We start from the raw sequence: 18,805 nt of genomic DNA, 5'->3' as shown, positions 1-18,805 counted from the left end.
CAACAGTCAGGTTAAGGCGTCTTTAAGCGCCTTAGCCGCCTTAAATTGTACTTTATTTGCCCCTGCAATGGTGATTGCTTCTCCCGTTCTTGGGTTACGCCCTGCTTTTGCTGGATGGTAACTCAATGCGAAAGTACCTAACCCTGATATTGGCACCTGATCTCCCTCCGACAAACGCTTTTTTATTACAAACAACAGCGCATTCAGCGCATCCTGCGACTCTTTTTTAGTCAGTTCACTATGCGTGGATATAGCTGTTATCAATTGAGATTTATTCATTACTACACTCTCATTAGGGGTTGCTTAATAACCTAAGCGCTTGGTAAGCGAAGTTGTCCACTCTCAGCGTTGTTTTTATTTGTAATAGCCAACTATTTCTGCATAAAAACGTCCTGATACTGAACAAAATATCTTAATCAGATGATAAATAACGTAAGTTATTACATCTTTACTATTTCAAAATTCTTATCCTAACCTCAGGTTAATTATGCAACACTTTGACGATACAAATAATAAAAACCGCAGAGGCTAAGGAGTTAGCATCAAAATGTCAATCTTGAACTTCGTTAAATAACTTGGTAAAACCAAAGGATTGTTATTGAATAGGTGACCATAAATGGCCGCATTGCTTGAATACTTGCCACTCATTTTATTTTTTGCCGTCTATAAATTTGTTGATATCTATTGGGCTACAGGCGTGTTAATTATTGCTTCTATCATTCAGCTCGGCTTTTATTATTTACAAAGTGGCCACATTGCCACAAGGCATTGGGTGTTTTTCGTTATTGCTCTGGTGCTTGGTGGCATGACTGTGTTGTTTCAAAATGAACATTTTATTATGTGGAAAGCCACAGTAATTTATGCACTACTTGCTTTATCATTACTCATCTCTCGCTATATTTTTAACAAAAACCTAGTTGAAAAAACGCTGCTCGGGCTCCTTAACACAGTCAATGAAAAAGAGAATGGCCGTGGTTCGCAGCTTGAAATTACCATTCCAGAGTCAATTTGTGAACAACTGAACATGATGTGGATGGTATTTTTAGCATTTATTTCTGTTCTTAACTTATATGTAGCATATAACTTTTCATTAGATACGTGGGTAAACTTCAAGGTTTTCGGATTGATGGGCATAACCTTTTTAGCTATTTTAGCTACTATGGTACGCATTTATAAATACCTACCCGACGAAAAATAGCACTCTAAAGTATTCAAGCTAGAGCCACAATGCTGCTTGCCAATATTGTCGCAATAATATCACTTACAAAGGCATTTTTACTGCTATAGTTTTTGTAACTGATTGAAAGTGAGAATATCCTTGAACGCTAGTCAATACCGTTGGTGTGAACTGTTTTTAATTTTCTTTTGCTTGCCAATTCTTGCATATGTTTTTCGTGATCACTTGTCCAATTGGCTATTTCCTGCACTCATTATTTTAATGATAGTTTGCAGCTTTCTGTTACTTAGCGACCCCCACTTTAAGCGCTTTCGTTTGACCAGCTTAGGGCAGTTTTCTACGATTAAACGGCGTTTGTTTACAACTTTTTTTGCAGGGGCCCTATTTTCAGCCATGCTATACGGACTTTCTAGCCAAGAGAATTGGTTTGCACTGCCTCTGAATTCAACAACCCAATGGCTGTATTTACTCATTGCTTACCCAGTGCTTTCCGTGCTCCCGCAGGAGCTTATCTTCAGAAGTTATTTTTTCCACAGGTACAAGCGCATACTACCAAAAAAAAGCGCGCGTATCGTCCTCAGCGCGGCTGTATTCGCTCTAGCTCATTGTGTTTATGATAACTGGATTGCAATAGCACTTTCTTTCGCTGGCGGTTTGTTGTTTTCTTATACCTATGCACACAGTCGCTCACTATTAGTCTGCGTACTTGAGCACAGTTTGTGGGGGCTGTGGATTTTTACTTTAGGGCTAGGTGAATACTTAGATTCTGGTATGACTTTTTGACCAAAAGCCGAGACACCTCGGCTTTTTGACTCAAGATTAAGATAGGCTAGAACCCGAATATACTAAAAGCAAAAAACTTGGTCGACACCGTATTAACAAAAATAATGAGTAGTATGACTGGGATAAAGGTTGAAAGTGAGAAGTTTACGTATTTTTCACCAAAACTGCCTTTGTAGTGCTCACAACCTTGCTCTAACTCAGCATTTAAATTTGATTTTTTCCAACGGTAAATAACAAACAAGCAAACCATCAAGCCATTTAACGGTAAAATTGTGTCGTAGAAAACATCATAGACCAAGTCAAATAAGCTTTTGTTAGCACCACCATAGTTTACAAATTGAGTTAACCAATCAACCATACCAAATGACATGGTACATAATACAGTTAACAACCCTGTTGATGCTGCTAAAACTAGTAATGCAGTTTTACGGCTCAAGTTTTTTTCTTCCATCAACGCAGAGGTAGGCACTTCTACGATTGATACCAAAGAGGTGATCGCAGCAAAAAACACTAACAAGAAGAAAATAAACGCGACAATAGATGCCCCTACGTAACCTATATCACTTTGCGTTGCTAATAAGATTTTTGGTAAAAACTCGAAAATCATTGATACAGATGATTCAGATAACTCATCAGTATTGGTTGCAGGGTTAAAACTAAAAATAGCAGGAAGCACCATGAGACCTGCAATAAATGCCACTAAAGAGTCCGTAATAGCCACCATTTTTGCGCCGCCGACAATATCGTCTTTCTTAGAAATATAAGACGCATAGGTCATCAAAATACCCATACCCAATGACAGTGAGAAGAAAGCTTGTGATAAAGCACCATTAAGTACACTGGCGTCCATCTTAGAGAAATCAGGTACTATGTAATAACGCACTCCCGCCATGGCATTATCAAGTGTTAAGACGTAAGCAACCAAACCTGTTAACAGCACAAACAGAGTCGGCATTAGAAACTTCGCAGCTTTTTCAATCCCCTGTTTAACACCACCCACTAGAATCAAATTAACAATTAGGCCAACAAGCAGCATGTACCAAAATACGCTCGTTTGGTTAATGAACTGACCAAAATGGCTAGGATTAGCCAAAGCATCCAAATTACCCATGGCGGTTTGTACTAGATAACCAAAGATCCAGACTGTAATAACCATATAAAATACCGCTATCATAAACGGTGTCAATACAGCTAGTCCGCCTGCAATAGACCATCGCTTATCGCCCCCAGATAGGTCTTTATAAGCACCGTAAGGGTCTTTCTGCGATTTTCTACCCATGGCCATTTCAGCCATCATTACAGGCAAACAAATAAATGCCACAAATAAGGCATATACTAATAAAAATGCACCACCGCCATTTTTAGTTGCAGAAACAGGAAAACCGACCAAATTACCAATACCAACCGCAGATCCCGCTGCCGCTAATATAAAACCCAGTCGAGAGCTAAAATGCTCACGATTTGCACTCATGTGAAAAACCTTATTATTATTTTTTCTTAATATCCGAGCGACTCTACCAGCCTTGATATAGGCTTTTCAAGTTTTAAAGGATAAAGCCCTCTACAAATGTCATGAAGGATTTACATTAATATGCAAAGCAGACTAATATATGCGTTTGTTTGTTCTAACAATGAATCGCTCACTATGCTTTATATGATTTATTCTACTGATGTAGAAAACTCTTTAGAAAAACGCCTTGCAACTAGACCAGCTCATCTTGCACGCTTAACCGAATTACAAACACAAAACCGCCTCTTTGCCGCAGGGCCATTGCCAGCTATAGATAGTGAAGACCCAGGACAAGCGGGCTTTAGTGGCTCCTTAGTCATTGCAGAGTTTGCATCGTTAGAGCAAGCCAAAGCTTGGGCACACGCTGATCCCTATATCGAAGCTGGCGTCTACGCTAATAGCGTTGTTAAGCCGTATAAAAAAGTATTGCCATAATTCAGTTTTGGTTAATTACACGTACCATAAGATTGCGACAGATGTTTAGCAATACAAACAATGGAGCTTAGTAAAATGCGATTGTCAGTTTGTTTTCTATTTATTGCCTGTATCTACTGCACTGATGTGTTAGGTGCAGCAAACGAAAACAAAAATGTGAATAAAAAACAAGCCATTGAACTAGCCCTAGCAGAATATAAAGGGCGAACGCTCAAAATTACAGAACAAAATGACAGTTTCATAGTCAGAGTGTTACAAACTGATGGCCGTGTTATCGATATTATTATTGATAAAAAAACAGGCACGGTCACAAAGGATTAAAAATGCGAATTTTAGTAATCGAAGACGATATACAGCTAGCAGAAAACCTGCGCAGCGCACTTGAAAAAGAAAAGTATAGTATTGATTTATGTCATGATGGAGAGTCTGGATTATTTCATTTGACTGAATACCCACTTGATATGGCAGTGATTGACTTAGGGTTACCAAAATTAGATGGTATTGAACTAATCAGACGGGCTCGCGCAGCCGGTATTAAGATCCCAATTTTGATCTTAACGGCGCGAGACCGATGGCAAGACAAAGTAGAAGGGTTAGACGCGGGCGCCGATGATTATCTCACCAAGCCATTTCATGTAGAAGAACTGATCGCTAGATGTAATGCGCTGATTAGACGAAGCGCAGGTCAAGCGAACCCAGAAATTTGCATTGGCCCGATTAAAATTCACACTCGTTCTCAACAGGTTTGGGTGAGTGAACAAGAATTATCACTGACTGCATATGAGTATAAAGTACTTGAATATATGATGGTTAACCCACAAAAGGTGATTTCTAAATCTGAATTAACAGAGCATATATACGATCAGGACTTTGATCTTGATTCAAATGTCATCGAAGTATTCGTATTGCGTCTGCGTAAAAAACTCGACCCCGATGGTAGTTTAAACCCAGTAGAAACATTGCGTGGTAGAGGGTATAGGTTTAAAACCCAGTGGTAAAAACAGCTCAAATTTCTCTCAAAATAAGACAAGGATTTATCCTTGTCTTTGTGCTTTTAGTGGCACTGCCTGCACTATTTTTTTCAATTGGTCGTGCTTATCACGCATCCCTAGTAGAAGCGACTGAAAAAACGCTTGAAGCACATCTATATTCATTAATTTCTGAAGTCGAATTCTTAGAAGACGGATTGGAAATGCCGCGTACAATCTTAGCACCAGAGTTAAACCGAATAAACTCAGACACGTTTGCGTTAATTTACCAAGGACAAGAGCTTATCTGGTACTCTGAATCGGCGATTAATTTGTCTTTTTCACCCATTTTTGATGATGATGAAGCTGGTGCCGCTGATTTTAAATTGATTAGCTACAGTGGTCGAGAATTTTGGCAACTGAGTTTAACTGTGATTTTAGGGAATGCAGATTATTCTCAGCAAGCTAAGTTTGTCTTACTCAAAGATAACAAAGCACTAATAAAATTGATGTCCGGATTTAGAAATACATTAATTAGCTGGACCATGATTATGGGTGTAATTATTGCGGCACTTATGGCAATTGGGTTTATTTGGAATGCCCGACCATTGCAACGATTGGACAAAGAGATCAAGGCCATTGAAGCGGGTAAAATAGAAAAAATTACAGGTCTCTATCCTAAAGAGTTAGTAACAATAAAATCAGACTTAAATTTATTGCTCGATTCACAAAAGCGCCAGAAGGAACGTTATAGAGCCTCTTTGAGTGACTTGGCTCACGCACTCAAAACACCTCTCGCGGTACTTAAATCGAGTGAATTAGCCAAAGATCACGATGCTCAAGAGCAACTAGACCGCATTAATGCGATGATCGAACATCAGCTTAAAAGAGCTGCAACTGGCGCATCTGACACTTGGAAAAAACAGACAATCATCAAACCTATCCTCAACTCAATTTTAAATGCGATGAAAAAGGTCTATCATGGTAAGGAGATTATTTTTAATTCTCAATGTGATGACAAACTTGCATTTTTGGGTGACAAAACCGACTTAATGGAAATTTTGGGCAATCTTATCGATAACGCATGTAAAGCATGTGATACACAAGTGGAAATTAATGTGCGCTTTGATAAACATAACACGCTTCAGTTCAAGATAGAGGATGATGGTCCAGGTATACCTGAACATCAACGCTCGGAGTTGCTCAAAAGAGGAAGTCGTTTAGATACATACGAAGCAGGACACGGCGTCGGGATGGCGATTGTGTCTGACTTAGTTAATTCTTACCATGGTAATATTGAGATAGGAAGCTCTAAATTTGCAGGTGCAAAATTTTTAATCGAATTCAATTATGACAAAAATTAGTGTTACATTAGTTTGCTTGTTGCCATTATGTGCACAAGCAAGCTCAACAGACATCACACTACAGGATTGCTCTTCGCTTGAAAGCTATCATCCTGTTGATTCAAAAATATATATTAAGTGCTTAGACAGTAATATTAATATGATGCGCAGGCATCAACAAAGCTGGATCAACAAGCTATTGCACGATATTGAGCAAGTTCAAACTCAAACGGGTAACACCCAATTGATGCCTATTATTAAAAGAAGTATTGTGTACCATGAGCAGTATTCTGACGATACCTGTAAATGGCGCTACCTTTACACATTACCAAACTCTATTAAGGCTTCAGTAGCATACAAAAAATGTACACTACACATGTTACACCGGCATATTGAAGACTTACAGCAACCTTATTAAGCAGTTACTCGTCTCTACCACCTAGCATAGTCGCTAACCAACGACCATCATCACTGTTTTCTAACGCTATTTTTACTACCATTGTCAAAGGAACTGACAGCAACATACCGACTGTGCCTAACAACCACCCCCAAAATATTAAAGATAAAAATACGACTAGCGCAGATAGCCCAAGTCCTCTGCCCATATATTTTGGCTCTACAATATTACCCATCACAGTATTAATGGTTACGTAGCCTATCGCTACAATACCTGCGACCAAAGGGCCATGTGTAACAAGCGCAAGCAGTACGGCCGGAATAGCAGCAATAATAGAACCGATATTGGGGATATAATTCAATAAAAAGGCAACCACGCCCCACAATACAAAATAATCAACATTCAGCAACCAAAGTAACAACGACGCGCAAATACCAGTAGCCAAAGAAACCATTGTTTTAATAGCAAGATATGAGTTAATTGACTCCAAGAATCGATCAATTTGTTTAATTTTCATTTCTGGGTCATCAAGAGCCAAATGCACCTTGTTAGTGATCATAGGTGCTTCAAATAACATAAAAACCACTGTCAGTATGATCAAGAACACATTAGCCATTACCCCGCCAAGTCCCGTCAACATGGAAGATGCCATATCGATCATTTTCCCTGGGTCAAACAATGAGATAATTTGTTGTTTATCAATTAAAATATTATATTGCGCTGCAGTATTGACTAACCAAAGAAATTTACTTTGCAACTGCTCCCTATAACTCGGTAACTGCTGTGAGAAATCGGTAACCGATTGGCCCACTAACCCAGCAATACTAGTGCCAATCGCAAGCACAAGAAAAATCACAATGATAATCGCTATTCCTTTGGGGATGTGAAACCTCGCAAAAAACTTTAAAAGTGGATTACAAATAATGGCGATAAAAGCAGCCAAGATAAAAGGCACGATAATATCGCTGGCGAGCTTAACACCCGCAAATACGATTACAAGCGAAGCCAAAACCACGAGACTTTTATTTAATCCTGATAATGATGACACATAACTTCCTTACTAAGTTTTTGCTGAGTTTAAAGGATTACCATACAAAATAAAACGTTATGATCTTTATTCAGTATTTTCCGTAAATTACCTACACTTGATTATATAAACACATCTTCAGAGCAAACGAATATGAATATTTTGGTTACAGGCGCTACTGGCTTAATAGGCGATCACCTATGTCGATTTTTATACAACAAACATCAGGTCAGTATATTGACGCGTAATGTACCAAAAGCACAGCAGCAATTCAGGAACCGGGTAAATTGTTTAAATAGTCTTGATAAGATAGATTTCAACCAAATAGATGTTGTTATAAATCTTGCCGGAGAGCCAATCGCAGAAAAACGCTGGACAGACAATCAAAAACAACTAATACGCCAAAGCCGTTTCAATATTACACAAGCCATTGTAGAGAAGATAGATAAAGCGCAAACACCGCCTCACACATTTATATCAGGTAGTGCAATCGGCTATTATGGTCGCCAAAATAACGATGTAACCATTGATGAAAAGCACGACAAACCATATGATGAATTTAGTCATCGCTTGTGCAAACAGTGGGAAGACCTTGCCATGAGCGCGCATAGCCCATCAACTCGCGTATGTATTTTGCGAACGGGTATTGTGTTGAGCCAACATGGTGGTGCACTGAAAAAAATGCTATTGCCATTCAAATTGGGCTTAGGTGGCAAACTTGCCAACGGCAAACAAATGATGTCTTGGATACATATCGATGATATGGTTCATATCATTTTATTTCTACTCAAGCATAACGAGATCAATGGCGTGTTCAACGCAACAGCCCCCACCCCTGTGAGCAATGATAATTTTACCCAAGCACTGGGCATCGCATTACGTCGGCCAACATTTTTACCCATGCCTGAGAAAGCCCTAAAGCTATTATTTGGTGAAATGTCTGAGCTATTAATTTATGGTCAGGCGGTCATTCCAAAACGTTTGCAACAATCGGGGTATCGGTTTAGGTTTAGCAGTATTAGTGAAGCGTTCTCCAACTTATTGGTCAGAGATAGCTAAAATAGTAAAGTATGCCGTGAAAGATTTAAGGCTTGAGTAATTGATTTGGTATTAAACTAATTATATGCACATCCTGCGTTTGCTAAGGTCTGTTGATCTTTGCTACGTATTTTTTCAACAGTCATTCGGGTATTTTCCCAAGGCAGAACCTGCATCCAGAGCTATTCTATGTAAGTCAGGTGATAACGTAAAAAAAATGCCCGAATAGCGCTGCCCAAAGGGTTCACTACTTTATTATTCGCAACTGACATAAACTAAAAATGACTCATGTAGAATAACTACATATCGAAATTTGTGCCTAGTTACAAAGCCATTTATCTGTCAAAGTATCTATTCATTTAATGCAATTGGTATGATAGTTGTTTTAGACTGCATGAAAAAGCGACAATGCAAAATGTATGCTCTTTGTCGCTTTAACTGAGTAAACTTACATATTTAGAGCTAATGTTAAATACTAAGGCAGTACGCTATCAATAAGCTGAGATACACTCTTGCTATCTGAGTTTTTCACATAACGATAATGCTCTTTGAATATCCAAAAGCCAGTGCTTTTATCATAGGTTTGAAAGCCTACATTACGCCCTGCTACATCTATGTTGTTTTGTGCTATTGTCACCTTCCCTTGGTTATCAGCTTTACGGATATTACTATGTGTATAGTCATCAGCCATGATTAACGGGTAGTGGTACGGCATAAATCCAGTGACCGCATTACTTTGTGATTTGATTTTCCCATCCATTGCAATCTGTTGCGAACAACTACCAAACCTTCCGACCCTGCTGGCACCACATGCAGAGTGCGAGGCAACAACACCATCATCACTGCCCTTTAAAAATCCACCCGTAATGCCAAAAAAGTCACTTGAATTAGCAACAAAACGCAGCCGTGGTGCTCGGCTATCAGGTAAAGGTGCTATTTTTCGCGCGTTATTAACTTTTAAGTCATGCAGCACGCCCAATGCATCGACTGTAGAGCTGCCTAACCATAAATATATCGCAGCTTCGACTAAGTCATCCCAGGCATTCCCGCCCATTAGCGCACTAACTGCTGTATCTGCTAACTCACTACCTCCACCTGCGCCTGCAATATCAAAGGTTGCAACAATATTAAGCGGTTGCAATCCCGCATTTTCAAGCCAGTTTGCTTGATTATCTAACAGATAACGCGCAACCAAATCGCCAGTTGAGTGTGTTAGTAATACACAACCAGACTCACACAAACCTGATTGAGAAAGTTGTTTTAACTTAGGCCATAGCCAATCAGTTGCAATCTTGCCTTCAATACGTTCATATGATGGCCAATCGATACGCTCGTCAGCTTTATCTGTCCAGTAAGATGACCAATAAGATTGACCATCACTAATAACATTTGTACCGTTGGGATTAGTCAATTGAGATGGCTGAAAACCATGGATAAGAATCGTTTTGTAATCATTACTGTGCGCTGTAAAACTTGTTAATAAGCATAAAATAAACACCCCTAGGGTATTCCCAAGGGATTTGATGCTCAACTTACCGAATTTGTTGTTCATGTAAAACTCCTGAGTATTTATTTATTATTCATTTGTACACTCAGACATCAGATCTCGTATCACTGAGTGACCTCAGTATGTTCAAGAAATAAACAAAGTTCAACAATAAATTTACAACAAACCCGATTTAGACAACAAACATTCTCCTCTTAGAAACACCTTTAAGTATAAAAATCAGATAAGTACATGTTATTTTGATAAAGAACAAATAGATTAATAACTCTACTTTAACTTAATGTGTTCCTTAGCTTAAGTACGATGAAACTGATTAACTTATTGAATAAGATACCTCTGTTACCGACAAGCTAAAGCTGGCCACTGTTAGCTAGCTGGCGTAAAAACTCTAAGCTCTGTAGTTCCTTTGAACTCGCTTGGTAAGGTAGCTGCTGTAAACTGTCATAGGGAAAGTCATGGATCTCATATAACTTTATATCACTACTGCCATAACTATTAGGTTCGTCAGGGCTTGGTGACATGCGCTCAATAACAAATCCAGACAAAAGCATATTGGAAATTGTCGGTTGTAGAACAGACCAATGTGCCTGAAGTTTAATCGTTTGTGTGCCTCGTGATAACTTTTCTTTGCTCACTAAATGCGCTAAAGGCAGATCACCTGCAAATAGGTTCGCTCTTAAACGATATACACCCGGATTTATAACCTCTAAACGCACATCAACGACCATATTGTCATTGTTGGGGTATACGTCAGAAATAGAGACAACTTTTGCACTGGGCTGCATGTACTGAAATTGCGCAATAATAGGCACCTCCTTTCGTTCAAGCTGAGCGCTGGCAATAAGCTGGAGATTTCTAGGCAGTTGCTTACTACCTTTAAATCGCGCTTCATAAGGATGAGTTAATAAGCGGGTAGATGCATATTCTTGCTGGTTATCTATATCTACCAATTTTAGTTCAACGTTTTTAACGTCAGGGCCACTTATCTCAACAACAATATCTTCTGGATACACATAACGATATTTTGAAAGTTTAATGGTCAATGGTTCTGACTGATCAGCAATCACACTTGAAACGGGGTAAAAATAGTTTGGCCTTAGACGGTCGTCGTCATTAGCTGATAAAGGTTGAGAGTATGGTGGATATTTTAGCGCTTGTTGGTATTGAGTCGCGACATGTTCTGCTGCTTCACTAAGTTGACCACTCATTTGCACCATAGCATGTACCGTATGTTTTTGTGGTTTTGGCAATGGCGCGACACTCTTTACCACATCAGTTAAATCCGAGTCTATCAACGGCTTCTCATACACACCTTTACTGTTACTCTCTAACTCCTCGTTATCTAATAGAGACCAAAACAATAAACCTGCAAGACATACGCCTAGCACAAGATACCTTTTTTTCATAGCATACTCTCTCAGTTATACAGTTGTCATGAAAGAAGTCAAAGATAAAGCTCCCTACCTAAGACCTTTAGAGTTATTTTAAAGTCAGTATGTAAAATTAAAACCAAGCATTCAAATTAAATTCAACATTAATTAACCTACGCCATACCAAGTTGACAAATTCCGTTCATAAAACTAGAAGAAAAAATAGGTACGATTGAGATAGCACAATCAATGCACACTTTAAAACTCACAAAATCGATTATAATTCAACCAGCACTTTGTCTAATAGCTGTGTTAATTGTTGCAGGTCTTGTGAAGTTAAACTTTTAAAACTACATCGTATCCTTTCAGGGAAAGCCTTAGCATCATCTTTTAGCTTTGCCCCTTCGCAGGTCAAAAAGACCCATTTTTTACGCTTGTCATGTTCATCTTTCACAATATCTAGCAGCGACTTAGCAACCATTTTTTTTAAGATCAAAGTCATGGCGCCTCCATCTATGGCAGTTTTATCCAGCAATTGCGCAATCGTTAACTTATCATGCTCCCACATTGCCATCATCACAATATATTGTGGATAAGTGAGACCAATTGTTTCGAGTAATGGTCTGTAATTTCTAGTTACACCATTTGAAGCCATATACAACCGGTGACATAGCTGGTTTTCTAACTTAAGAAGACTGTCATTCATAATATTTACCTCTAGGCTTATTTTATTTTGCACGCAAAGTATTTGCAAATTATTTTAATGTCACATATACTTTGCATGCAAACTAAATGCAACCAACTAGGAGAAAATAATGAATCAATTACAATCAGTCGCCTATTCAGCCCAAGCGAGTGCAACTGGGGGTCGTGAAGGCACAGCCAAATCAAATGATGGCCGTTTGGATGTGAAGCTTTCAACTCCAAAGGGGCTAGGTGGTGATGATGGCGCTGGTACTAATCCAGAGCAATTATTTGCAGCAGGATATGCAGCTTGCTTTATTGGTGCGTTAAAGTTTGTCTCTGGGCAAAATAAACAATCGCTGCCTGTCGATACCAAAATTGACTCTCAAGTAGATATTGGCGCTATTGAAGGTGGTTTTGGTATTGCTGTAAAGCTTACCGTAACTATCCCTAATATGGATAAAGACACAGCGACGCAACTTGTTGAAAAAGCGCATCAAGTATGCCCTTATTCAAATGCAACGAGAGGCAATATTGCTGTAGAACTGATAGTTGGCTAACAGTCGACAATATGTAGATATAATATTCTATACTGATGGACTTAAATCCTTTTTAAGTCCTAATTTAAAATAGTTAATAATTTCATAGCTTTAGTATCACCATATTAATAATTTAAAATTTTTTTGGTAACTCACTTGTTCATTATTACGAAATATCAGTTTTTTTACTCAATCCGTAACAAAATAACATTGTTTAGGTTGAAAAATTAACATACCCTTCCCTGCACAATAATTATCATATTATTTATAGGGAAAATACATGCATAACAACAAATTACCAAATATAAGCTTAATTAGCACTGCAATTATTAGTGCTCTGTGCTGGCTACCTACTAGTTCGCTGGCACAGGCAAGTACCATTGAACAAGAACAATTAGAGGTCATTACGGTTACCTCTCGTAAAAAAGTCGAGTCGATTCTTGAAATACCTATGAGTGTCTCTGCGGTTTCAGCCGCTGAAATGAGTAATCGGAATTACTTAGATGCCAGTGATATTTATCGCACGCTTGCTGGTGCCGCAGCACCGAGAAATCAACTTATTTTACGTGGTTTAAGTGGCGGTAATGATACCACTCCTGATACAACCGCCATATTTACCGATGATATTCCCTATGAATTTACAAATTTAGCCGATATCGAACGGGTAGAAATATTACGCGGTCCACAAGGCACACTATATGGCTCTAACGCTATCGGTGGGACTGTACGTGTTATCACCAAAAAACCTCGCTTAAACGAGTTTGAACTGTTTGGTACTATACAAGGTGCTGCAGAAAAAGATGTTGATGGCTATGACAGTAGTATGTCTCTTGGCGTAAACATTCCCCTTGTGACCGATACGCTAGCAATGCGCATTAACGGTAATATCACAAATGATATGCGACCTATGGTTAACAAAGCTACGGGTGTGCAAAGCGATAAAAAAACCAGCTTCGTGCGTACTCAACTACTTTGGCAACCCGTAGATGGCACAACGGTTAACTTTGCATACGTTCGAGATGAGCGAAACCCACAAGGTTCTCCGTTAGGTGACACATCAAAACCAGGTGGCTTCTATAGCTTAAATTATCAAAACAATGAAAAAGCTAAATATGGCTATGACGTATCTGATAGCTGGAACGAATGCGACCCGAGTTGGGGACGTGTGCGTTGTGTTCAAGGTAGTGAATTTGTAACGGGAGCTGTTGATAGGTACTCAGTGTACAACACCTTTGATTATTGGGAAGAAGAAAAGTTCGACCTATTCTCTGTCACGGTCAATGTAGATAACATTGCTAATATTGCCTCGCTGACTTATACCGGCTCTTATCGTGAATACGAAACGCATTATCTAGATGACTGGTCGCGCCTTGACGCGGCAGATATGTTCAAAACTTGGATTATTACCCATGATGAATATGAGCGCACAACGCATGAATTTAGATTACAGAACATTGATTTAAATAGCCCCCTAAGTTGGACTCTCGGTTTTTTCTATGACAAAACCAAAGAGCCAAACACTCCAGATTACCAATGGCAATATTTGGAGTTAGGTGACCACGTTTCTGCCGCAGCTGAATATTGGTGGGAAGTAGATGCCCGTCAAATAGGCATCGATAAATTTGGCGACCCAGCAAAAATCTGGAACCTACACCGCTTTAGTGCTTGGGAAGAAGAACAAGCCCTGTTTGCTGATGTGAGTTATACCTTTCAAACACAAAAGTTAGGTGAAATAGAGCTAAACGCGGGTGTACGCCGTTTTGACTTAGAAGACTATAGCCACAGTGAAACCGCAGGGGTTTGGTCTGAAGAATTAACACTAACACAAGGTCAAGAAAATGGTAATCGTTATAAATTTAGTGCATCTTGGCGCCCAGAACAATACTATTCAGTTTATGCGCTTTACTCTGAAGGGTATCGCCCTGGCGGTAACAACGGGCCCCTCGCCCAATCATGTATAGATGACCCTAAAGCCAGTAAACGCAAAGATAGATATACTTCTGATTCCATCGATAACTATGAGCTGGGAGTTAAGGCATCGTTGTTTAATGGTCGCTTTAGTTTTAGCTCTGCTCTGTATCACATTGACTGGACCAATATTAAAACCAGTATTTACATGAATACCTGTGGTTTTAGTTATACAGCTAATGCCGGTGCTGCACAATCTCGTGGTCTTGAGTTTGAGTCAAAAGCCAACCTAACTGATAATTTATCACTTATCTTTAATGCTTCGTATACAAAATCGGAGCTTACGCAAGACAATGACTCTATTGGTGGTAGCAAAGGCGATGAAATGACCTTAGTACCTAAATATAATGCCTACATTGCGCTTGATCAAGAGTTTGAATTTAGAGGTCGTCCGGCTTTTATTCGTGCTGATATGAGTGCCTATGGTAAATATCAAACACATTTTGATACTAAAGATGGCGATAAAGTACCTAGTTATGAGGTGTTTAACTTATCTACACGCTATGAGCTAAATGACAACGTAAAACTTAGCGTTCACCTTAACAATATTTTTAATAATGATGCGGTTAAATATCAAAAGGACAGAAGTCGAAGCGATAGTGCAACAGCGCAGAAATATATCGAGTTTTTACCCGGTAGAACTCTAGCTGTACGCTTAGATTATATTTTCTTCTAAAATCCAAAAAGATACTGAAGACAATAAAAAATCCGATGCATTACATCGGATTTTTTATTGGATTTCGTAAAACTAAGCTAACGTTTTAAAATAGCAATCACTCTATTGCTATCAACTTGACCATTACAAACACTAAAGTAATCAAGCAAACACTGCTTAAAACTGACTTTTTCGCCCTGCAATTTTGCATCCAATAAGGCAACTTGCTCAGCCATACGACGAGATTTCAACTCGGCCGGGGAGCTAACTTCTGCCAGAATTTCTAAACGAAGTAATAGTTGCTCACCCGTAAGCTTACTTGTACTTTTAGCTTGTTGCCAAGCTTCAGGAAGTGGCGCACCATGCTCTATGGCTGCAATAAGAACATCATATTTTTGCTGATCTTTTTTTACCGCTAGCTTTTGCTTAAGCTGTGCAGTTTTATCTACTAAAGCTGCTTGGAGCTTTTTCATGCTAGGCAATAAGCGTAATTCAGAAACTTTTGCAGTAAGTTGTTCAAGCTCTTGCTCTGATAAGTCGTTATGTAGTTGTGATGCCAAAGCATCTAACTGAGCCTGCTGTTGAGTTTCTTGTTCAGATTGCTGCTGCTTTTGTAATTCAAATTGCTCACTTCGTTTAACAAACACCGCATCGTTATGTGCTCTAAAGTTTTGCCATAAAGTATGCTCTTGTTTAGAGCCTGCAAAACCAATCGTTTGCCATTGTTTTTGAAGCTCTTTAAGTTGCTCACACGCTGAAGCGAGGTCATCTAATTCAAGCTGCTGCTGCGCTTGCTCAACAAGCTGTTGTTTCAATACTGCATTACTTTGGTGGTAGGCCTTTAAACGATCATTCACCACATTATAATTGCTGCGATATTCATTATTGAGTGTTTTATACACTGCGCCATCAACACTGCCAGCTGAGCGCCATTGCTTTGCTATACGATTGAATTGGCTTTCATATTGTCGCCAATCAAATACCTGCTGTTGCGTATCTTGAAGACCAAGTTCTTGCATTTGCTCAATAATAAGCGTTCTCGATTTTTTAGCTTCATCGCGTTGGCGTTCCTGCTGCGCAAAGAATTCACGACATGGTGCAAATAACAACTCTATTTTTTCATCGAACAAGGTTGCCTGAGCTTTTTCTTCATCTGTATCTATACGGCCTAATTCGTTCCAACGAGCTCTGAGCAATTTAACTTCTTTCGCTCGCTCTTTAGGGTCAATATCAGTTTGTATAAGTTTTTCATCAAGTAGTAATAGTAACTCAGCACGTTTAGGCGTTGCTGCGTATTTCTGCCAATCACGCACCTCTTTCAATGCGTCATTTAAACTACTGTGCAACTTTTCAATACTTTGCTGATTGTATTCAGTTAGTTTCTCATAGTGCTCTAAAAAGCCATTAAATACACCAAACGCGACATTAAAACGACCTTGATCGATAAGCCTTTGCACGTCTTTAGCCTTTCGTCTTGCTTGCTTTAGCTGGTTTTGCTGCTCATCTACTAACGGTGAGACATCCTGCTTAAACTGCTTGCTCAAAGCATTTAAACGCGCTGATGCCTGTTTATGCAAACTCGTCGGTAGTTTGCGTAATGTAGTTTTACATTGTTCATACGCTGCTTTTTGTGCCATTAATACAGCATCTAACTGTGTAATATCTTGTGCAGGTGTAACCTGCTCCAACTCATCAAGATTTTTTTGCATCAATGTGTTAGCAGCGATAAGCTCAGGAAGCTTCGCCAACTGTTCAGTCAGGCTATCAACTTGCTTACTCAATGTAAGCAACTCTTTCGAGTCACTAAATTCACTTTGCGTTATCTGTGCTCTTAAATCACTGAGCATGTCAGCAAGAGCGGATGTTTGCTGCTCTTCAAGCGCTTCAATGGCTGCTGCTAATTGCTTCTCGGCACGCGCCACTGCCTCTATCATTTGGCTTATAAAGCTTGCTTTAGCTTGCAATGCCTGCTCATATGCTTGCTGTGTATCAAAATCATGCTTAAGCTTGGCTAAATGTTGAGTTAACTTTTCATTGATGCGATTAAACTTTTCATCCACCGTAGCAATGGTATCTTCATTTAACCATTTTAGTTCTATTTCTTGCCACTGCTTGAGCAGGGCAGTTGATTGCTCTTCAACTTGCAAGTATTGCGTCTTTTCACGCAAAGCATTGAGCTTGGCCAACACGACTTTGGTCTGCTGCTCAACTTGGGTTGGCATTTCTTTAGCTAAACGTTGCTGCTCAATGCGATTAGTAATGTGCGTCTTAGCCGCGTTATGAGCACTTTTAAGAACGGTTTTATCTAACTGGTACTGCTCAATTAAAGGCAGCAATGCAACTTGTAACTCTTCTTCGCCATCTTTAAAAGCCCGCTCTATTAACTTTGCATTTGCCAAACGCTTAAGTAATTTGACTTTGATCTGAATCTCTTTTTCTGAAAAAGCTAATTTCTCTAGTAGTTTTGCTGATGCATATTTATCTATATACTCGCAGCGAATATCATCGGATAACGCCTCATTTTTATTTAGCACAGCACTGGATATTTGTTGTTCAGCAAGCTCTTTCAGACTTTGATCTTGTTTATAAGCTTGCCACCACAGCACTAAGTTATTAACTTTGTGCAACGCTTTTTTACGAATTTCTGCTGAGCTATCCTTAAGCGCTAAAGTCTGCAATACCTCGGCATCTTTCCCGGTATCTAGTTTATCAACTGCGGCTAGACGCACCGCTGTTTTTGGGTGCTTCCACTTCGGGGTAAAAAGGTGTTTAAAGATCATTTTCGCTGAACCTAGCTATTTCATTTTGGGTTTTAAATTCTTGTTGTAACTCACGTTTTGATTTTTGAACCATTTCGCCACGTTCATTAACAGTAAATTGCTCATTACTTTTTGCTACTTTGGCCTGATACAGCATTACCAATTGTACCGTTTGCGCTTTTTGCGCTTCACTGAGCACCGTGCCATCAGGCCATTTGCCCGTTGATGCACCATATTGCAAACGTTCAAACACATCTGGAGTAATGCTATTTACCAAATTATCAATATTCATCGCTACTTTTTCTTTTTCAGATATATCAAAATTACACGGTTAACCAAATACCACACACAACCAGTCGCGATTGCTCCTTGGGCTGCCATCATCTGAAGTGAACCGGGTTCGGGTTGACGCCAATACATATAAAAAAAACCACCCAAGAACAAAATTAATGCTAAAAATGAGTGATTAATAAATTTTTGCTGTTTACTGATACGCTTTCTACTTGCAAGGCGTTCAATTTGTTCAGCCGTCATTTCACCTAACTGCATTTGGCAGTTCGGGCATACCGTATTTTTATTTGAAATAGATTTGCTGCAACCGGGACATTGTACAATTGCCATAAATAACTCTCCAAATGCTACAAA

At 39.2% G+C, this 18,805-nt stretch carries 19 protein-coding genes; 10 read left to right on the top strand and 9 right to left on the bottom strand.

Annotated features, from left to right (window positions below; all coding sequences use genetic code 11):
* Positions 1 to 6 precede the first annotated feature (6 nt).
* The gene (locus OCI93_RS04365; RefSeq protein WP_261625840.1) at positions 7 to 279 is read right to left on the bottom strand and encodes an HU family DNA-binding protein; all 273 of its coding nucleotides are present in this window, start codon (positions 277 to 279) and stop codon (positions 7 to 9) included.
* 337 nt (positions 280 to 616) lie between these two features.
* On the opposite strand from OCI93_RS04365, the gene OCI93_RS04360 reads away from it, so the two are divergent.
* Together OCI93_RS04360 and OCI93_RS04355 are read left to right on the top strand one after the other, a co-directional pair.
* Positions 617 to 1,198 carry an inner membrane-spanning protein YciB gene (locus OCI93_RS04360; protein WP_261592838.1) on the top strand — a complete coding sequence of 194 codons (582 nt, stop codon included), beginning with the start codon at positions 617 to 619 and terminating at the stop codon, positions 1,196 to 1,198.
* 120 nt (positions 1,199 to 1,318) lie between these two features.
* Entirely contained in the window at positions 1,319 to 1,960 is a 642-nt protein-coding gene (locus tag OCI93_RS04355) for a CPBP family intramembrane glutamic endopeptidase (protein ID WP_261592837.1), read from the top strand.
* 46 nt (positions 1,961 to 2,006) lie between these two features.
* On the opposite strand, the gene OCI93_RS04350 is transcribed toward OCI93_RS04355, so the two are convergent.
* On the bottom strand, positions 2,007 to 3,431 hold the full coding sequence (locus tag OCI93_RS04350; RefSeq protein WP_261625839.1) for a sodium-dependent transporter: 1,425 nt from the start codon (positions 3,429 to 3,431) through the stop codon (positions 2,007 to 2,009).
* A 174-nt stretch (positions 3,432 to 3,605) separates the two neighbouring features.
* Here OCI93_RS04350 and OCI93_RS04345 point away from each other — a divergent pair, with 174 nt between their 5' ends.
* The 5 genes from OCI93_RS04345 (at position 3,606) to OCI93_RS04325 (ending at position 6,634) form a co-directional block, all read left to right on the top strand.
* Entirely contained in the window at positions 3,606 to 3,905 is a 300-nt protein-coding gene (locus tag OCI93_RS04345) for a YciI family protein (protein ID WP_261592884.1), read from the top strand.
* Positions 3,906 to 3,980: 75 nt separating this feature from the next.
* Entirely contained in the window at positions 3,981 to 4,226 is a 246-nt protein-coding gene (locus OCI93_RS04340; RefSeq protein WP_261592835.1) for a PepSY domain-containing protein, read from the top strand.
* Positions 4,227 to 4,228: 2 nt separating this feature from the next.
* Positions 4,229 to 4,903 carry a response regulator transcription factor gene (locus OCI93_RS04335; protein ID WP_261592834.1) on the top strand — a complete coding sequence of 225 codons (675 nt, stop codon included), beginning with the start codon at positions 4,229 to 4,231 and terminating at the stop codon, positions 4,901 to 4,903.
* Positions 4,897 to 6,237 (top strand): ATP-binding protein, encoded by a 1,341-nt coding sequence (locus tag OCI93_RS04330; protein ID WP_261625838.1) that lies wholly within the window; start codon positions 4,897 to 4,899, stop codon positions 6,235 to 6,237. Before OCI93_RS04335 ends, OCI93_RS04330 begins: the two co-directional genes overlap by 7 nt.
* Complete coding sequence (locus OCI93_RS04325) at positions 6,224 to 6,634, top strand: hypothetical protein (protein WP_261592832.1); 411 nt, start codon at positions 6,224 to 6,226, stop codon at positions 6,632 to 6,634. The genes OCI93_RS04330 and OCI93_RS04325 overlap by 14 nt, the downstream gene beginning before the upstream one ends.
* Positions 6,635 to 6,638: 4 nt before the next feature.
* Here the strand turns inward: OCI93_RS04325 and OCI93_RS04320 are convergent, their stop codons facing one another.
* Positions 6,639 to 7,661 carry an AI-2E family transporter gene (locus OCI93_RS04320; protein ID WP_261625837.1) on the bottom strand — a complete coding sequence of 341 codons (1,023 nt, stop codon included), beginning with the start codon at positions 7,659 to 7,661 and terminating at the stop codon, positions 6,639 to 6,641.
* 132 nt (positions 7,662 to 7,793) lie between these two features.
* On the opposite strand from OCI93_RS04320, the gene OCI93_RS04315 reads away from it, so the two are divergent.
* On the top strand, positions 7,794 to 8,699 hold the full coding sequence (locus OCI93_RS04315) for a TIGR01777 family oxidoreductase (RefSeq protein WP_261592830.1): 906 nt from the start codon (positions 7,794 to 7,796) through the stop codon (positions 8,697 to 8,699).
* Between the two features lie 454 nt (positions 8,700 to 9,153).
* On the opposite strand, the gene OCI93_RS04310 is transcribed toward OCI93_RS04315, so the two are convergent.
* The 3 genes from OCI93_RS04310 to OCI93_RS04300 all read right to left on the bottom strand — a co-directional run bounded on the left by OCI93_RS04310 (position 9,154) and on the right by OCI93_RS04300 (position 12,261).
* Entirely contained in the window at positions 9,154 to 10,230 is a 1,077-nt protein-coding gene (locus tag OCI93_RS04310) for a hypothetical protein (protein WP_261592829.1), read from the bottom strand.
* A gap of 305 nt (positions 10,231 to 10,535) precedes the next feature.
* Positions 10,536 to 11,591: a hypothetical protein gene (locus tag OCI93_RS04305; protein WP_261625836.1), complete on the bottom strand. Its 1,056-nt coding sequence runs from the start codon at positions 11,589 to 11,591 to the stop codon at positions 10,536 to 10,538.
* Between the two features lie 241 nt (positions 11,592 to 11,832).
* Positions 11,833 to 12,261 (bottom strand): MarR family winged helix-turn-helix transcriptional regulator, encoded by a 429-nt coding sequence (locus OCI93_RS04300; protein ID WP_261592827.1) that lies wholly within the window; start codon positions 12,259 to 12,261, stop codon positions 11,833 to 11,835.
* A gap of 109 nt (positions 12,262 to 12,370) precedes the next feature.
* On the opposite strand from OCI93_RS04300, the gene OCI93_RS04295 reads away from it, so the two are divergent.
* Together OCI93_RS04295 and OCI93_RS04290 are read left to right on the top strand one after the other, a co-directional pair.
* Positions 12,371 to 12,799 (top strand): organic hydroperoxide resistance protein, encoded by a 429-nt coding sequence (locus OCI93_RS04295; RefSeq protein WP_261625835.1) that lies wholly within the window; start codon positions 12,371 to 12,373, stop codon positions 12,797 to 12,799.
* Positions 12,800 to 13,058: 259 nt separating this feature from the next.
* A complete protein-coding gene (locus tag OCI93_RS04290; RefSeq protein WP_261625834.1) occupies positions 13,059 to 15,422 on the top strand; it encodes a TonB-dependent receptor in 2,364 nt (787 codons plus the stop codon).
* Positions 15,423 to 15,499: 77 nt separating this feature from the next.
* On the opposite strand, the gene OCI93_RS04285 is transcribed toward OCI93_RS04290, so the two are convergent.
* Genes OCI93_RS04285 through OCI93_RS04275 form a run of 3 tightly spaced genes read right to left on the bottom strand, consistent with a single transcriptional unit; the run spans position 15,500 to position 18,781 of the window.
* Positions 15,500 to 18,181 (bottom strand): DUF349 domain-containing protein, encoded by a 2,682-nt coding sequence (locus tag OCI93_RS04285; RefSeq protein ID WP_261625833.1) that lies wholly within the window; start codon positions 18,179 to 18,181, stop codon positions 15,500 to 15,502.
* On the bottom strand, positions 18,171 to 18,452 hold the full coding sequence (locus OCI93_RS04280; RefSeq protein WP_261592823.1) for a YeaC family protein: 282 nt from the start codon (positions 18,450 to 18,452) through the stop codon (positions 18,171 to 18,173). The genes OCI93_RS04285 and OCI93_RS04280 overlap by 11 nt, the downstream gene beginning before the upstream one ends.
* A gap of 2 nt (positions 18,453 to 18,454) precedes the next feature.
* Positions 18,455 to 18,781 (bottom strand): hypothetical protein, encoded by a 327-nt coding sequence (locus tag OCI93_RS04275; RefSeq protein WP_261592822.1) that lies wholly within the window; start codon positions 18,779 to 18,781, stop codon positions 18,455 to 18,457.
* Positions 18,782 to 18,805: the final 24 nt, after the last annotated feature.

It is taken from the genome of Pseudoalteromonas holothuriae (genome assembly GCF_945859825.1).
Taxonomy (GTDB): domain Bacteria; phylum Pseudomonadota; class Gammaproteobacteria; order Enterobacterales; family Alteromonadaceae; genus Pseudoalteromonas; species Pseudoalteromonas holothuriae.
This window is presented reverse-complemented; position numbering and strand designations above follow the sequence as displayed.

Excerpts from the sequence above, each read along its gene's own strand:
- OCI93_RS04365 (WP_261625840.1), bottom strand. The coding sequence starts at position 279 with ATGAATAAATCTCAATTGATAACAGCTATATCCACGCATAGTGAACTG.
- OCI93_RS04360 (WP_261592838.1), top strand. The coding sequence starts at position 617 with ATGGCCGCATTGCTTGAATACTTGCCACTCATTTTATTTTTTGCCGTC.
- OCI93_RS04350 (WP_261625839.1), bottom strand. The coding sequence starts at position 3,431 with ATGAGTGCAAATCGTGAGCATTTTAGCTCTCGACTGGGTTTTATATTA.
- OCI93_RS04345 (WP_261592884.1), top strand. The coding sequence starts at position 3,606 with ATGCTTTATATGATTTATTCTACTGATGTAGAAAACTCTTTAGAAAAA.
- OCI93_RS04340 (WP_261592835.1), top strand. The coding sequence starts at position 3,981 with ATGCGATTGTCAGTTTGTTTTCTATTTATTGCCTGTATCTACTGCACT.
- OCI93_RS04335 (WP_261592834.1), top strand. The coding sequence starts at position 4,229 with ATGCGAATTTTAGTAATCGAAGACGATATACAGCTAGCAGAAAACCTG.
- OCI93_RS04325 (WP_261592832.1), top strand. The coding sequence starts at position 6,224 with ATGACAAAAATTAGTGTTACATTAGTTTGCTTGTTGCCATTATGTGCA.
- OCI93_RS04315 (WP_261592830.1), top strand. The coding sequence starts at position 7,794 with ATGAATATTTTGGTTACAGGCGCTACTGGCTTAATAGGCGATCACCTA.
- OCI93_RS04310 (WP_261592829.1), bottom strand. The coding sequence starts at position 10,230 with ATGAACAACAAATTCGGTAAGTTGAGCATCAAATCCCTTGGGAATACC.
- OCI93_RS04305 (WP_261625836.1), bottom strand. The coding sequence starts at position 11,591 with ATGAAAAAAAGGTATCTTGTGCTAGGCGTATGTCTTGCAGGTTTATTG.
- OCI93_RS04300 (WP_261592827.1), bottom strand. The coding sequence starts at position 12,261 with ATGAATGACAGTCTTCTTAAGTTAGAAAACCAGCTATGTCACCGGTTG.
- OCI93_RS04295 (WP_261625835.1), top strand. The coding sequence starts at position 12,371 with ATGAATCAATTACAATCAGTCGCCTATTCAGCCCAAGCGAGTGCAACT.
- OCI93_RS04290 (WP_261625834.1), top strand. The coding sequence starts at position 13,059 with ATGCATAACAACAAATTACCAAATATAAGCTTAATTAGCACTGCAATT.
- OCI93_RS04285 (WP_261625833.1), bottom strand. The coding sequence starts at position 18,181 with ATGATCTTTAAACACCTTTTTACCCCGAAGTGGAAGCACCCAAAAACA.
- OCI93_RS04280 (WP_261592823.1), bottom strand. The coding sequence starts at position 18,452 with ATGAATATTGATAATTTGGTAAATAGCATTACTCCAGATGTGTTTGAA.
- OCI93_RS04275 (WP_261592822.1), bottom strand. The coding sequence starts at position 18,781 with ATGGCAATTGTACAATGTCCCGGTTGCAGCAAATCTATTTCAAATAAA.